General features: G+C 38.5%; 16 protein-coding genes and 5 tRNA genes. 17 read left to right on the forward strand and 4 right to left on the reverse strand.

The features are described 5' to 3' along the window. Window positions 1-62: 62 nt before the first annotated feature. Window positions 63-629 carry a Crp/Fnr family transcriptional regulator gene (locus tag HC965_RS17810; RefSeq protein WP_191032747.1) on the forward strand — a complete coding sequence of 189 codons (567 nt, stop codon included), beginning with the start codon at window positions 63-65 and terminating at the stop codon, window positions 627-629. Between the two features lie 192 nt (window positions 630-821). Continuing rightward, window positions 822-1,550 (forward strand): hypothetical protein, encoded by a 729-nt coding sequence (locus HC965_RS17815; protein WP_191032748.1) that lies wholly within the window; start codon window positions 822-824, stop codon window positions 1,548-1,550. A 106-nt stretch (window positions 1,551-1,656) separates the two neighbouring features. On the opposite strand, the gene HC965_RS17820 is transcribed toward HC965_RS17815, so the two are convergent. From HC965_RS17820 to HC965_RS17835, 4 genes are all read right to left on the reverse strand, one after another. Beyond that, window positions 1,657-3,288, reverse strand: coding sequence for a TlpA family protein disulfide reductase (locus HC965_RS17820; protein ID WP_191032749.1), 1,632 nt, complete (start codon window positions 3,286-3,288; stop codon window positions 1,657-1,659). A 351-nt stretch (window positions 3,289-3,639) separates the two neighbouring features. Then, window positions 3,640-4,134: a hypothetical protein gene (locus HC965_RS17825; RefSeq protein WP_191032750.1), complete on the reverse strand. Its 495-nt coding sequence runs from the start codon at window positions 4,132-4,134 to the stop codon at window positions 3,640-3,642. Window positions 4,135-4,176: 42 nt separating this feature from the next. Further along, window positions 4,177-4,692 carry a gamma carbonic anhydrase family protein gene (locus HC965_RS17830; RefSeq protein WP_191032751.1) on the reverse strand — a complete coding sequence of 172 codons (516 nt, stop codon included), beginning with the start codon at window positions 4,690-4,692 and terminating at the stop codon, window positions 4,177-4,179. A 149-nt stretch (window positions 4,693-4,841) separates the two neighbouring features. Then, a complete protein-coding gene (locus HC965_RS17835) occupies window positions 4,842-6,623 on the reverse strand; it encodes an aminopeptidase P family protein (protein ID WP_191032752.1) in 1,782 nt (593 codons plus the stop codon). 187 nt (window positions 6,624-6,810) lie between these two features. On the opposite strand from HC965_RS17835, the gene rpsU reads away from it, so the two are divergent. From rpsU to rplL, 15 genes are all read left to right on the forward strand, one after another. Next, window positions 6,811-7,002: a 30S ribosomal protein S21 gene (gene rpsU, locus HC965_RS17840; RefSeq protein ID WP_022137136.1), complete on the forward strand. Its 192-nt coding sequence runs from the start codon at window positions 6,811-6,813 to the stop codon at window positions 7,000-7,002. A gap of 73 nt (window positions 7,003-7,075) precedes the next feature. Beyond that, window positions 7,076-7,957 (forward strand): tyrosine recombinase XerC, encoded by an 882-nt coding sequence (gene xerC / locus HC965_RS17845; RefSeq protein WP_191032753.1) that lies wholly within the window; start codon window positions 7,076-7,078, stop codon window positions 7,955-7,957. A 16-nt stretch (window positions 7,958-7,973) separates the two neighbouring features. Then, window positions 7,974-8,273 carry a ribosome hibernation-promoting factor, HPF/YfiA family gene (gene hpf / locus HC965_RS17850; RefSeq protein ID WP_191032754.1) on the forward strand — a complete coding sequence of 100 codons (300 nt, stop codon included), beginning with the start codon at window positions 7,974-7,976 and terminating at the stop codon, window positions 8,271-8,273. A 98-nt stretch (window positions 8,274-8,371) separates the two neighbouring features. Continuing rightward, window positions 8,372-8,445: transfer RNA gene (locus HC965_RS17855), tRNA-Thr, on the forward strand. A gap of 77 nt (window positions 8,446-8,522) precedes the next feature. Further along, window positions 8,523-8,605: transfer RNA gene (locus tag HC965_RS17860), tRNA-Tyr, on the forward strand. Between the two features lie 30 nt (window positions 8,606-8,635). Then, window positions 8,636-8,708, forward strand: a tRNA-Gly gene (locus HC965_RS17865). 10 nt (window positions 8,709-8,718) lie between these two features. Further along, window positions 8,719-8,790 (forward strand) — tRNA-Thr (locus HC965_RS17870). Between the two features lie 50 nt (window positions 8,791-8,840). Next, window positions 8,841-10,025, forward strand: coding sequence for an elongation factor Tu (gene tuf, locus HC965_RS17875; RefSeq protein ID WP_191032755.1), 1,185 nt, complete (start codon window positions 8,841-8,843; stop codon window positions 10,023-10,025). A gap of 52 nt (window positions 10,026-10,077) precedes the next feature. Continuing rightward, a tRNA-Trp gene (locus tag HC965_RS17880) sits at window positions 10,078-10,150 on the forward strand. A gap of 14 nt (window positions 10,151-10,164) precedes the next feature. After that, window positions 10,165-10,356, forward strand: coding sequence for a preprotein translocase subunit SecE (gene secE, locus HC965_RS17885; protein WP_004296363.1), 192 nt, complete (start codon window positions 10,165-10,167; stop codon window positions 10,354-10,356). Window positions 10,357-10,373: 17 nt separating this feature from the next. Beyond that, the gene (gene nusG, locus HC965_RS17890) at window positions 10,374-10,916 is read left to right on the forward strand and encodes a transcription termination/antitermination protein NusG (RefSeq protein WP_044655864.1); all 543 of its coding nucleotides are present in this window, start codon (window positions 10,374-10,376) and stop codon (window positions 10,914-10,916) included. A gap of 61 nt (window positions 10,917-10,977) precedes the next feature. After that, window positions 10,978-11,421: a 50S ribosomal protein L11 gene (gene rplK, locus HC965_RS17895; RefSeq protein WP_004296361.1), complete on the forward strand. Its 444-nt coding sequence runs from the start codon at window positions 10,978-10,980 to the stop codon at window positions 11,419-11,421. A gap of 15 nt (window positions 11,422-11,436) precedes the next feature. Further along, window positions 11,437-12,135, forward strand: coding sequence for a 50S ribosomal protein L1 (gene rplA / locus HC965_RS17900; RefSeq protein ID WP_004296360.1), 699 nt, complete (start codon window positions 11,437-11,439; stop codon window positions 12,133-12,135). A 15-nt stretch (window positions 12,136-12,150) separates the two neighbouring features. Continuing rightward, window positions 12,151-12,669 carry a 50S ribosomal protein L10 gene (rplJ, locus tag HC965_RS17905; RefSeq protein WP_044655863.1) on the forward strand — a complete coding sequence of 173 codons (519 nt, stop codon included), beginning with the start codon at window positions 12,151-12,153 and terminating at the stop codon, window positions 12,667-12,669. 46 nt (window positions 12,670-12,715) lie between these two features. After that, on the forward strand, window positions 12,716-13,090 hold the full coding sequence (rplL, locus tag HC965_RS17910; protein WP_044655862.1) for a 50S ribosomal protein L7/L12: 375 nt from the start codon (window positions 12,716-12,718) through the stop codon (window positions 13,088-13,090). Window positions 13,091-13,133: the final 43 nt, after the last annotated feature.

Below are 13,133 nucleotides of genomic sequence, written 5' to 3' on the forward strand. Positions count from 1 at the left end.
AAAAACGGATGTTTGTTCTTTGGATTATATTTACACTCACTTAAAATAAAACTTACGATGATATGAAGAGCGATAGAATTTGTTTAGAGAATGAATGTAGTCTATATTTATCAAATAACTTGATTTGTTTTTCGCAGAATGAAAGAGGAAAGTTATTGCGGTTTATGGAGATTCTAAGATTTAAGAAATACTCTTGTATTCCCGATGGATTGATTCGTAAGAATGTCTGCATAGTGGGAGATGGTTCAATCAGACACTATTTTTATCAGGATAAGTCCGAAGAAGAACAAACTTTGCGTTTTACTTTCACAGGCGAACTTCTACATTATTACGGTGAGTCGGATGAACAGCTGCAGGCAATTTCTGATTGTATTATTTATGTTATATCTAATGATGTTTTCACAGAAATAGCAGGTAGTAGGATTAAATTGAAAGAATGTATTGATCATTCAACAGTGAAAAAACTTGGATTTGAAGTTAATCTTTTAAGAATAAGCCCTGAAGAACGATGTAAATTAATTCTAAAAAAGGAAAAAGATATATTTCTGAATGTACCTGCGAAATATATAGCTTCTTATTTAGGTATCACCCCTCAAGCTTTATGTCGGATTAGAAAGCGACAATTATAAAAGGACTGAAGTGGCTTTTATATTGGAAGTGGAAAATGAAGAATATCATAATGTTGAATCTTTGGAATTATTTAGAGAGTTCTATTTAGATATTAATTTAGGTTCATCAAGATTATTTTATTAATGTCTATTTTTGTATTGTTCTCATGAGCTGGCATTATTAACATAACATTTAATTAATTCTTTATTAACATGAAAAGAATAGCGTTATTATTGTGTTGCATTTTAGCAATTACAACTTTTAGTTGCACGGACAGATATGATGATGTAGAAGTACAAAAATCTGTCATACCTCACACTCTTGCAGAAGACCTGAACATTGTGAATAGGTTCATGAAGATTGATACAGTTAATTATTCTTATGCAGTTTCAATTGGTGATAGCATAATTCAGGCAGATAATATTTCTGTGGATAATCTTATTACGATTCTTAAGAATATTGATGAATTGAATAATAAGATAAAGGAAAGTATTCGTAAAGGGGAGATTACGACCTTGTTGCTTTCGACAGAGAATGAATTTAAGTCGTATACTATTGGTAGTAGTGACAATGTGTCTTTTATAGATGAAAAAGGGACGCGTAGCAATCTTGTTTCTACTCGAGGATATCCCTCATTGTCATTCTATGCTGGTAACTGGGGTATTTCTAATTCTTCTTTTGAAGGATCGGATAAAATTACGAGTTCTTTTTCAGTAGATTATTGCAGTGGCTATTGGCAGGCATCGTTTACTTGTTACACGGGAACTTCTTCGTATGGTAATACATTTACTATGTATAGTTCAAGCACTACTCATGGAAATGTTAATAGGTATTGGTGGATAACTAACGGTGGGCAAGCACCGTATTCTTGGAATTTCTCTGCTAATGGACCTGTAGGCGGCGAAGCTTCGGGAATGGTAAGGTTTGGAGATACTTATTAATAAGATTCTTTCAGTTTTAAGAGATAAGTGATAAAACTCAGGTACGATTCATTCGTGCCTGAGTTATTCTGTAAACTTCGGAATAAAATATCAAAAACTTGTTGAACTATATTTTGTTGATTTCCACTTCTAATAGTTCCTTTAGCTCTTTGGTTGTTATATGTGTGAAGCGTTTTACAATATTTCCTTGTTTATCTATAATCAGATACATTGGTAAGCCTGTCATTTGAAAATGTTCCCATAGATAATTCCACTGTTTTTTATTTAGCCAATAATGTTCTCCGGCAATATCTTCTATGAGTATTTTCCAAGTATTTTCTATTGAACTAGGTGGAGTCAGGTAAACAAAAGCCACTTTATCTGCACTTATTTCCTTTTTTAATGGTTCGTACTCTTGAATGGTTTTTCTACAGCCGCTACACCAAGTAGCCCAAAAATCAATGAATTGTACCTTTCCTTTGTGACGAGCAATAAGGGTAGCAAATAAATCTTTTTCTGATACTTGTGGTACTTCGCAGATGGAAACTCTTTTTTCTTTCTTTTTAGTGCGAGGTTGTCTCTGTTGGTTCATATCTTGGATGATACCTAAAAAGATTGGATTTGTAATTTCTGATGTCATGGCTTCTATTCGGGATGCGACCGGATTTAGATCATGATATTTGAGACGTATATACATTGTTCGTGCGAAGTCAATAAACAAACAGGTGCTATCCTGCATGATATGATTTAAGTATTTCTTGAATTGAGAAAATGTTTTCCAGCGATAGTCGTCACTCTCTTTTGCGTATTTTACGACGATCTCTATAATATCACTTCCTTGCTGGAAAGGAACTCCGGTTTTGAAAGCTCTCTCATATTGATGAATAACAGTTTGTTCTTCTTTTGTAAGCGGTGCATTTGTTGACAGATATTTTTCGAGGCCAAGATGGCTGGTATGTGATTCATAAGGTTGAGTAAGCACTTGACAGTAATTATAACAATAGAGTGCTAATGGATGATTTACGGGAAAATCTTTTAGATAATCGTAGAAGTTATCGGGTAAATTGATATTGCTGAAAGCGGCGAAAGCTTGTTCTACTGTAATATTTGTTTTCTTTTGGTAGGCGGTTTGTAGGCAATAATGGGTTGTTTCCAGATTATGCAGACAGTCGAATGCACAGGTTAGATTAGCAAGTGTACGTGCATCTTCACTAAATTGTACTTGGGCATTATTATGAGCCACATATTGTTTGTACTGGTCAATACATCGTTTCTTAAATTCGTTGGCATTAATATCTGCGATGGAGTCTAATAGGGCACCATTTAAATAAACAGGTGGTATTCTTTTTATTAGCTCCGGCTGGCACCATTCATTATTGATAGTGGCATATTGTCCACTGAATATGAATCGTTTTCCTATTGGATTACTTAGATTGATAGCTACATCAGTTTTTTTATCAGGGCTTAATAACATAACTAAATCTTCATGCCCTATTGTCATTCGTATTTGCGTACTATTGTACAGAGGGATGTTTATTTCAAAACTTCCGTTTGGCTCAATGGTAGGAAAAAGGGTTTCGGGTGTCCTCATCAGAATATTGGGGATATTGATCCTGAAATTCAGATTGCTGTTTGGGTTGTAGTTTTCTATTGTGCCGCTTAGCGTAGCTTTCCCTTTTTGAAATTCAGGAATGGGGAGTTGTGCTTGTGCAATACTGCATAGCAAAGACAGATAGAGTACAATGATTAACTTGTTCATAGTAGTAATTTTATTACAGTGTTATTTATAATGTGGACTATCTTTATTTTAATTTATCATTCTACGAATATTTCGCAAATATACGAAATGTTCGTAAATAAAATATAGACAACAATTTAAATATATAATAAATTTAAGATTTGAATAGCTACAATCTATAAAATGAATCAGAATTTTTATCTTTATAAAAAAGATAAGCGGAATACTTCTTTTTAAAGGAGCATCCCGCCAGTCTTTTTATAACTTTTGATAGTCTTGTTTTTATTGTTAGATAGCAATTGGGGTATCAATATGGAAAATCATAAAATGGTAAGTACGTCTTTTACGGATAAGACGCGCTGCACAAAATGCTTATTTGGTGCGTACAGCATATAAATCCACATTTATATGCCATTCACCGTCATCTTTTACAGTAACATTCTGCCAATGAAAATTATTATCCTCAATTTTGATAAAGACCCATTTCTTCTTTTCATCGTCAATATTTGTAAGAATGATCATATCATCTTGTTTTCTCGCTTCAAGACGCATAATTTTTCCTGTGTAACAATAGGCGATATCCCAAGCGTGTGTATTGGGATTGTAGACACGAAGCGTTGTTCCATATTCATCGTCAGGATGAGTATTCTTATCTCTTGTATCACGAGAAGGTAAAATAATAACGTCTTGTACTGCCATGCCTTCAAGAACCCATGAAAAATGCCATTCTCCTTTAACCGTTCGAGATGTGTTGTAGTCTGTATAATCGAATGTCCAGCTACCAATAAGTTTTCCGAAATAATTAAATTCTTCGGGTAATTCAGGATTCTTACTTTCGCTTGTCAACGCTTCAAAAAAGTAATTCATACCTTCTCCTTTTTATTATATAAATTATCTATAATGTGTTTTCTATTCTTTATACCATTGTGAATACATCAGATAATTGTGAGCGATTTTCTGATTCAGTTCTTTAGCCTGTTCCGGGTCTACTTTCTTAATAAATTTGGCGGGTACTCCACCCCAAATACTTCCAGGTTCAATCACTGTATTACTCAAGACCAAAGAGCCGGCAGCAACGATAGCACCTTCACCAATTACAGCATGGTCCAGTATGGTTGACCCCATTCCGACCAGCGCATAATCTTTAATAGTCGCTCCATGAATGGTCACATTGTGTCCTACAGAAACATGATCCCCAATTTCAATAATTGATTTCTGATATAATGTATGTAGCACGCTTCCGTCTTGGATATTGACTCCATTGCCGATTCGTATGGAATTGACATCACCTCGCAAAACGGTGCTAAACCAAATGCTACAGTCATTTCCTATTTTTACATCTCCTATGATAGTTGCGTTATCTGCGAGAAAACAGTTTTCGCCGATTTCGGGAGTGAATCCCCGTACTGATTTGATTAAAGCCATAAGATATATCTGTTCTAGTAATGTTTTTAATTGAATACTATTCTATATTGTATGACACCCGGGTGTCGTACATGCTGACACCCGGGTCTTAGGCTGCTTGACACCCGGGTGTTGTATGTACTGACACCCGGGTGTCAGGCATATTGTTTTTATATAGGAGCAGTAGCTTCCTGTAGCCAAACTTTTTCTTCTTCGTTAAGAGACGGCGATAACTTTTCGTAAACAGTCTGGTGATAGTTATTTAACCACTCTGCTTCCTCTGCCGTCAACAGATCTTTGATGATTCCTTTTTTACAGATCGGGCATAATGTGATAGTCTCAAATTTAAAGTATTCGCCAAACATACCCTCCTTATCTTTGCAAACTAACGTCAGATTCTCCGTGCGTATCCCATGACTACCGGCTTTATATACGCCAGGTTCATTGGAAGTGACCATACCCGGTTGTAGTACTACCGGATTCTCATTCATACGGATACTTTGTGGACCTTCATGCACACTCAGGAAGTGACCGACCCCATGTCCCGTACCATGAAGGAAATTCATACCATATTTCCAAATCGGGAGACGTGCCAGCACATCAAGTTGTGCGCCACGGGTTCCGGCAGGAAACTTGGCCATTGCCAATGCAATGTGTCCTTTTAATATTAAGGTATAGTCTGTTTTCTCTTCTTCAGTGAGTTCACCTAATGCAATTGTTCGTGTGATGTCGGTTGTTCCGTCCAAGTATTGGGCTCCTGAATCTAAAAGTAGAAATCCTTTGGGTTGGAGTGTTACATCACTTTCCGGTGTGGCCGAATAATGTACGATTGCTCCATGCTCCTTGTATCCTGCAATTGTGTCGAAACTTTCCCCCATATAAAGAGATTGGGCGGATCTGAATTCATGTAGCTTTTTGTCTACGCTTAATTCTGTTTCTTTGCCGGAAGGAACTGCTTCCTCCAACCATTTGAGGAACTTGACAAGTGCCACGCCATCCCGCTGCATAGCCGCATGAATGCCGGCTATTTCTTGTCCGTTACGAATTGCTTTCAATAATGCTACAGGAGATTCTCCACGAACAATCAAGCAATTCGGATTGATGGCGGAATAAATTGCGAAATTTGTTTTTTTAGGGTCGATAAGGATATTCTTACCGGTAAAGTTACTTAGGAAACTCTCTACTTTATCATAATCATGCAGACTTACCTGTTGTTCCTTTAAATACGCTTCCACCTTTGGAGTGACTTTCTCCGGAGAGATAAAAAAAGTCACGTCATCCTGTGTGATTAGTAAATAGCTGATTACTACCGGATTGCAATGTACGTCGCTTCCTCTTAAATTGAGAGTCCATGCAATTTCGTCCAAAGACGATAAAAATAAAGCATAAACTCCCTTTTTCTTTAATTCAGTACGAATGGCGGCTATTTTTTCTTCACAGCTTTTTCCTGCATATTTAATATTGTAAATGAAAGCCGGAGAATCAGGTATAGAAGGGCGATCTTTCCAAATACTTTGCATCGGATCGCCGAAAATGTCGACTTGCAACTGATGAGCTGTAAGTTCTTCTTTCATCTGTTCCACCTGTTGCACGGAAAACATTTTCCCATCGATACTCACGGATTCGGCAGGTTTTAAGTTCTGGCAGAGAAATTCAGTGATGCTTGGGGTTTCCGGCAACATCTCCTTATAGATTGTAATGCCACTGCCTTCCAGTTCTTTTTCAGCTTGCAGGAAGTAGCGGGAATCTGTCCATAGTCCGGCTTTATCCATTAATACGACAACAGTTCCTGCAGAACCTGTAAAACCCGAAATCCATTCTCGCGACATCCAATGCGGGGCTACATATTCGCTCAGATGTGGGTCAGTACTAGGAATGATTAATGCCTTGATGTGGTTGGGATGGAATGTCATGCGCAGCGCATGCAATCGCTCTTTTATACTCTGTTTCATACTTTATTATATTATTATAGGTACATAAGTAATCCAAAGGTACTAACTTTCTGCGTTTAATGGCTTGTTTATGAATAGTTTTTGAGAAATATTTGCCGAAAGTTTTGTGAATAAAGAAAGTATGTGTAATTTTGCGGCGCAATTTGACTGCGGAAATTTTTAATCATAACATATTAATAGTAACAAAATGATTGTAGTACCTGTAAAAGAAGGCGAAAACATTGAGAAATCGCTGAAGAAGTTTAAAAGAAAATTTGAGAAAACTGGCATCGTGAAAGAATTGAGACGCAGACAGCAGTTTGACAAACCGTCTGTAACTAACAGACTTAAGAGAGAACGTGCAGTTTACGTACAAAAACTTCAGCAAATAGAAGATTAATAATTCGTAATTTCCTTTGAATTATTGAATTCTTTTCATACATTCGTTGCACGATTTTAGATGTAGCGATATTATGTTGATAGAATCTTTTCTTGATTATCTCCAGTATGAGCGGAATTATTCGGAAAAAACCGTTCTTGCATACGGTGAAGATATAAAGCAACTGCAGGAGTTTGCTCAGGAAGAGTATGGGAAATTTGATCCGCTGAAGGTAGAGGCTGAACTTATTCGTGAATGGATAGTTTCATTGATGGATAAGGGATATACTTCAACTTCTGTAAATCGTAAGCTAAGTTCGCTCCGAACGTTTTATAAGTATCTTTTAAGACAAGGAGAGACGGCGGTAGATCCTTTATGTAAAATAAAGGGGCCTAAGAACAAAAAGCCGTTGCCTGTGTTTTTGAAAGAAAACGAAATGAACCGGTTGTTGGATGATACGGACTTTGGCGAAGGATTTAAAGGTTGTCGGGATCGATTGATTATCGAAGTGTTTTATGCTACAGGCATGAGACTTTCTGAATTAATAGGTTTGGATGATAAGGATGTGGATTTTTCGGCTTCTCTTCTGAAAGTGACCGGGAAAAGAAATAAGCAACGGTTGATTCCATTTGGCGATGAGCTGCGGGATTTGTTGCTTGGGTATATTGACATAAGAAACGAGATGATTCCGGTGAGGTCGGAGGCTTTCTTTATTAGAGAGAATGGCGAACGGCTTTATAAGAATCTAGTCTATAATTTAGTGAAACGGAACCTGTCAAAGGTGGCGACGCTGAAAAAAAAGAGCCCTCACGTGTTAAGGCATACTTTTGCTACCACGATGCTGAATAATGAAGCGGAGTTGGGCGCGGTAAAAGAACTTTTGGGTCACGAGAGTATAACAACTACCGAGATCTATACGCACGCTACATTTGAAGAACTTAAAAAAGTGTATAAACAAGCTCATCCAAGAGCTTAAAAACAAGGAGGTAAGTATGGATATTAGAATTCAATCAATTCACTTTGATGCGTCAGAGCAATTGCAGGCATTTATTCAGAAGAAAGTGTCTAAGTTGGAAAAATATTACGAAGATATAAAGAAAGTAGAGGTGTCATTAAAGGTAATTAAGCCGGAAGTCGCTGATAATAAAGAAGCGGGTATTAAGATTCTTATTCCAAATGGAGAGTTTTATGCAAGCAAAGTGTGCGACACATTTGAGGAAGCGATTGATTTGGATGTGGAAGCGCTCGGCAAACAACTGGTTAAATACAAGGAAAAACAACGTATCAAATAAAAAAAGCGCAAATATTTTGCGGAAAAGAAATAAATAACTAAATTTGCAGCCGTTTCGCTCGCGTTAGATCGTGACGGTTGCATTTTTTTAGCTAGAATGCCTCTTTAGCTCAGTTGGCCAGAGCACGTGATTTGTAATCTCGGGGTCGTTGGTTCGAATCCGACAAGAGGCTCAAAAGATGAAGGATAAAGATAAAACAACGGTTCTTATCATATTGTTTGTTTTGGTTCTTTTATTTAATGAAAACAAGGGCAAATACCAGAGTGGCCAAATGGGGCAGACTGTAAATCTGCTGTCTTTCGACTTCGGTGGTTCGAATCCATCTTTGCCCACAAAATCAGAGTGACAACTTTGGCAAGAATGCGGAAGTAGCTCAGTTGATAGAGCATTAGCCTTCCAAGCTGAGGGTCGCGGGTTTGAGCCCCGTCTTCCGCTCTTTTTTCTTGCTGTTATAGCTCAGTGGTAGAGCACTTCCTTGGTAAGGAAGAGGTCCCGGGTTCAAATCCCGGTAACAGCTCATAAAGATGTAAATGCTGATTATTAATCAAATAAATAACAAGTAAAGCTATGGCTAAAGAGAAATTTAATCGTGACAAACCGCACGTAAACATTGGTACAATCGGTCACGTAGACCACGGTAAGACAACGTTGACAGCTGCTATCACTACTGTGTTGGCAAAAAAAGGTCTTTCTGAATTGCGTTCTTTCGACTCTATCGATAACGCTCCTGAAGAAAAAGAAAGAGGTATTACTATTAATACTTCACACGTTGAGTATTCTACAGCTAATCGTCACTACGCACACGTTGACTGTCCGGGACACGCCGACTACGTTAAGAACATGGTAACTGGTGCTGCTCAGATGGATGGTGCTATCATCGTTTGTGCTGCAACTGATGGTCCGATGCCTCAGACTCGCGAACATATCTTGTTGGCTCGTCAGGTAAACGTTCCTCGTTTGGTTGTATTCTTGAACAAGTGCGATATGGTTGATGATGCCGAGATGTTGGAACTCGTTGAAATGGAAATGAGAGAACTTCTTTCATTCTATGATTTCGATGGTGACAATACTCCTATTATCCAGGGTTCTGCTCTTGGCGCATTGAACGGCGTTGAAAAGTGGGAAGACAAAGTTATGGAATTGATGGATGCTGTTGATACTTGGATTCCACTTCCTCCGCGTGATGTTGATAAACCTTTCTTGATGCCGGTTGAAGACGTATTCTCTATCACAGGTCGTGGTACTGTAGCTACAGGTCGTATCGAAACAGGTATCATTCACGTAGGTGATGAAATCGAAATCCTTGGTTTAGGTGAAGATAAGAAATCAGTTGTAACTGGTGTTGAAATGTTCCGTAAACTGTTGGATCAAGGTGAAGCTGGTGATAACGTAGGTTTGTTGCTTCGTGGTATCGACAAGAACGAAATCAAACGCGGTATGGTTCTTTGTAAACCAGGTCAGATTAAACCGTATTCTAAATTCAAGGCTGAGGTTTATATCTTAAAGAAAGAAGAAGGTGGTCGTCATACTCCGTTCCACAACAAATATCGTCCTCAGTTCTATTTGCGTACTATGGACTGTACTGGTGAAATCACTTTGCCGGAAGGAACAGAAATGGTAATGCCAGGTGATAACGTAACTATCACAGTTGAGTTGATCTACCCAGTAGCATTGAACCCGGGTCTTCGTTTCGCTATCCGCGAAGGTGGACGTACGGTAGGTGCTGGTCAGATTACAGAAATTCTTGGCTAATACACAATATTTAATCAGTTCCCGATTAAAACCGGGAACTGATTATGTACACACGGGAGTAGCTCAGTTGGTAGAGCACCGGTCTCCAAAACCGGGTGTCGGGAGTTCGAGCCTCTCCTCCCGTGCTAATATTATTCAAATGAAAAAGGTAATAGCTTATATTAAAGAATCTTACGACGAACTTGTTCATAAAGTATCGTGGCCTACGTATTCTGAACTTGCTAACAGTGCAGTAGTTGTTTTATATGCTTCCCTGCTTATTGCATTGGTAGTATGGGGTATGGATGTCTGTTTCCAGAACTTCATGGAAAAAATTGTTTATCCACATTAAAAAATTAGGAATTAAAAATGGCTGAGATTGAAAAAAAATGGTACGTTCTGCGTGCTATTAGTGGTAAAGAAGCTAAGGTAAAGGAATATCTTGAAGCTGATCTTAAAAACAGCGACCTTAGTGAATATGTATCTCAGGTATTGATTCCTACTGAAAAGGTGTACCAGGTTCGCAATGGTAAAAAAATTGTGAAGGAAAGAAGTTATCTTCCTGGTTACGTTTTGGTGGAGGCTGCTTTGGTTGGTGAGGTTTCTCATCACTTGCGCAACACTCCGAATGTGATAGGCTTTCTTGGCGGCTCCGAAAAACCGGTGCCCCTCAGACAGTCAGAAGTGAATCGTATACTTGGTACAGTTGACGAACTGCAGGAAACGGGTGAAGAACTCAATATTCCGTACGTGGTTGGTGAAACTGTTAAGGTTACTTTTGGTCCTTTTAGCGGATTCAGTGGTATCATTGAAGAAGTGAATAGTGAAAAAAAGAAACTAAAGGTCATGGTGAAGATATTCGGGCGCAAAACGCCGCTTGAATTAGGCTTTATGCAAGTGGAAAAAGAATAACGCGGAATTGTTACGCTGTTGTTGTTCTTCGTTTAATGTTTATATATAAATCAATAAAAAAATGGCTAAAGAAGTTGCTGGACTAATCAAATTACAGATTAAAGGAGGCGCTGCAAATCCATCACCCCCAGTTGGACCTGCTCTAGGTTCTAAGGGTATCAATATCATGGAATTTTGCAAGCAATTCAATGCCAGAACCCAAGACAAGGCAGGTAAGATTTTACCTGTTATCATTACTTACTACGCAGATAAGTCTTTCGATTTTGTAATCAAGACTCCTCCCGTTGCTATTCAATTACTTGAAGTGGCTAAGGTAAAGAGTGGTTCTGCTGAGCCTAACCGTAAGAAAGTTGCCGAGCTTACTTGGGAACAAGTTCGTACGATTGCTCAGGACAAAATGGTTGACTTGAACTGTTTTACTGTGGAAGCTGCCATGAGAATGGTTGCAGGTACAGCTAGAAGTATGGGTATCGCTGTAAAAGGGGAGTTCCCGGTTAATAACTAATAAACTTCAATTGTAATGGGTAAACTGACAAAAAATCAAAAGTTAGCTGCAGAGAAGATTGAAGCAGGGAAAGCATACTCGCTGAAAGAAGCTGCATCTCTGGTAAAAGAAATCACTTTTTCCAAGTTTGATGCTTCACTGGATATTGATGTACGTTTAGGTGTTGATCCACGTAAAGCTAACCAGATGGTGAGAGGTGTTGTTTCACTTCCTCATGGTACTGGTAAGGAAGTACGTGTATTGGTACTTTGTACACCGGATGCTGAAGCTGCTGCAAAAGAAGCTGGCGCTGACTATGTTGGTCTTGACGAATATATTGAAAAGATCAAAGGTGGATGGACTGATATTGATGTTATCATCACTATGCCATCTATCATGGGTAAAATTGGTGCACTCGGTCGTGTACTCGGTCCTCGTGGATTGATGCCGAACCCGAAGAGTGGTACTGTAACTATGGATGTTGCTAAAGCTGTAAAAGAAGTAAAACAAGGTAAAATCGACTTTAAAGTTGATAAGAGCGGTATCGTTCATACTTCTATCGGTAAGGTGTCATTCAGTCCTGATCAGATTCGCGACAATGCGAAAGAGTTTATCTCTACTCTGAACAAACTGAAACCGACCGCAGCAAAGGGTACGTATATTAAGAGTATTTATCTTTCTAGTACAATGAGTGCGGGTATTAAAATCGACCCGAAATCAGTGGATGAAATCTAATAAAACAGAGAAATAATGAGAAAGGAAGATAAAAGTACGATTATAGAGCAAATTGCTGCTACAGTAAAGGAATATGGTCACTTCTATTTGGTAGATGTTACAGCTATGAACGCTGCTGCTACCAGCGCACTGAGAAGAGAATGTTTTAAATCTGACATCAAATTGATGTTGGTTAAAAACACACTGCTTCACAAGGCACTGGAAAGCCTGGAAGAAGACTTTTCACCTCTTTACAATTCTTTGAAAGGTACTACAGCCGTTATGTTTAGCAACATTGCAAACGTTCCTGCTAAACTGATCAAAGATAAAGCGAAAGACGGTATTCCCGGACTGAAAGCTGCATATGCAGAAGAAAGCTTCTACGTTGGTGCAGATCAATTGGATGCTCTCGTTGCAATCAAGAGTAAGAATGAAGTTATCGCTGATGTTATTGCCCTGTTGCAATCTCCGGCCAAGAATGTTATTTCTGCTCTTCAATCAGGTGGTAACACCATTCACGGCGTACTCAAAACACTTGGTGAGAGACCCGAATAATTTTCAAAAACAACAAAGTATTTAAATAATTAAAATCATACAAAAAATGGCAGATTTGAAAGCTTTTGCAGAACAATTGGTTAACTTGACAGTAAAAGAAGTTAATGAACTTGCAACTATCCTTAAAGATGAATACGGTATTGAACCTGCTGCTGCAGCTGTTGCTGTTGCTGCTGGTCCTGCAGCTGGTGCTGCTGCTGTAGAAGAACAAACTTCTTTCGACGTAGTGTTGAAAAGCGCTGGTGCAGCTAAACTTCAGGTTGTTAAAGCCGTTAAGGAAGCTTGTGGCCTAGGTTTGAAAGAAGCTAAAGACTTGGTAGACGGTGCTCCTAGCACAGTTAAAGAAGGTTTGGCTAAAGACGAAGCAGAATCATTGAAGAAAACATTGGAAGAAGCTGGAGCTGAAGTTGAACTTAAATAACATTGGCCTGGTAATCAGGTAATTCGGTTAGGAATCCTTCGCA

It is taken from the genome of Bacteroides sp. GM023, assembly GCF_014750685.1.
In the GTDB taxonomy this organism is placed as follows: domain Bacteria; phylum Bacteroidota; class Bacteroidia; order Bacteroidales; family Bacteroidaceae; genus Bacteroides.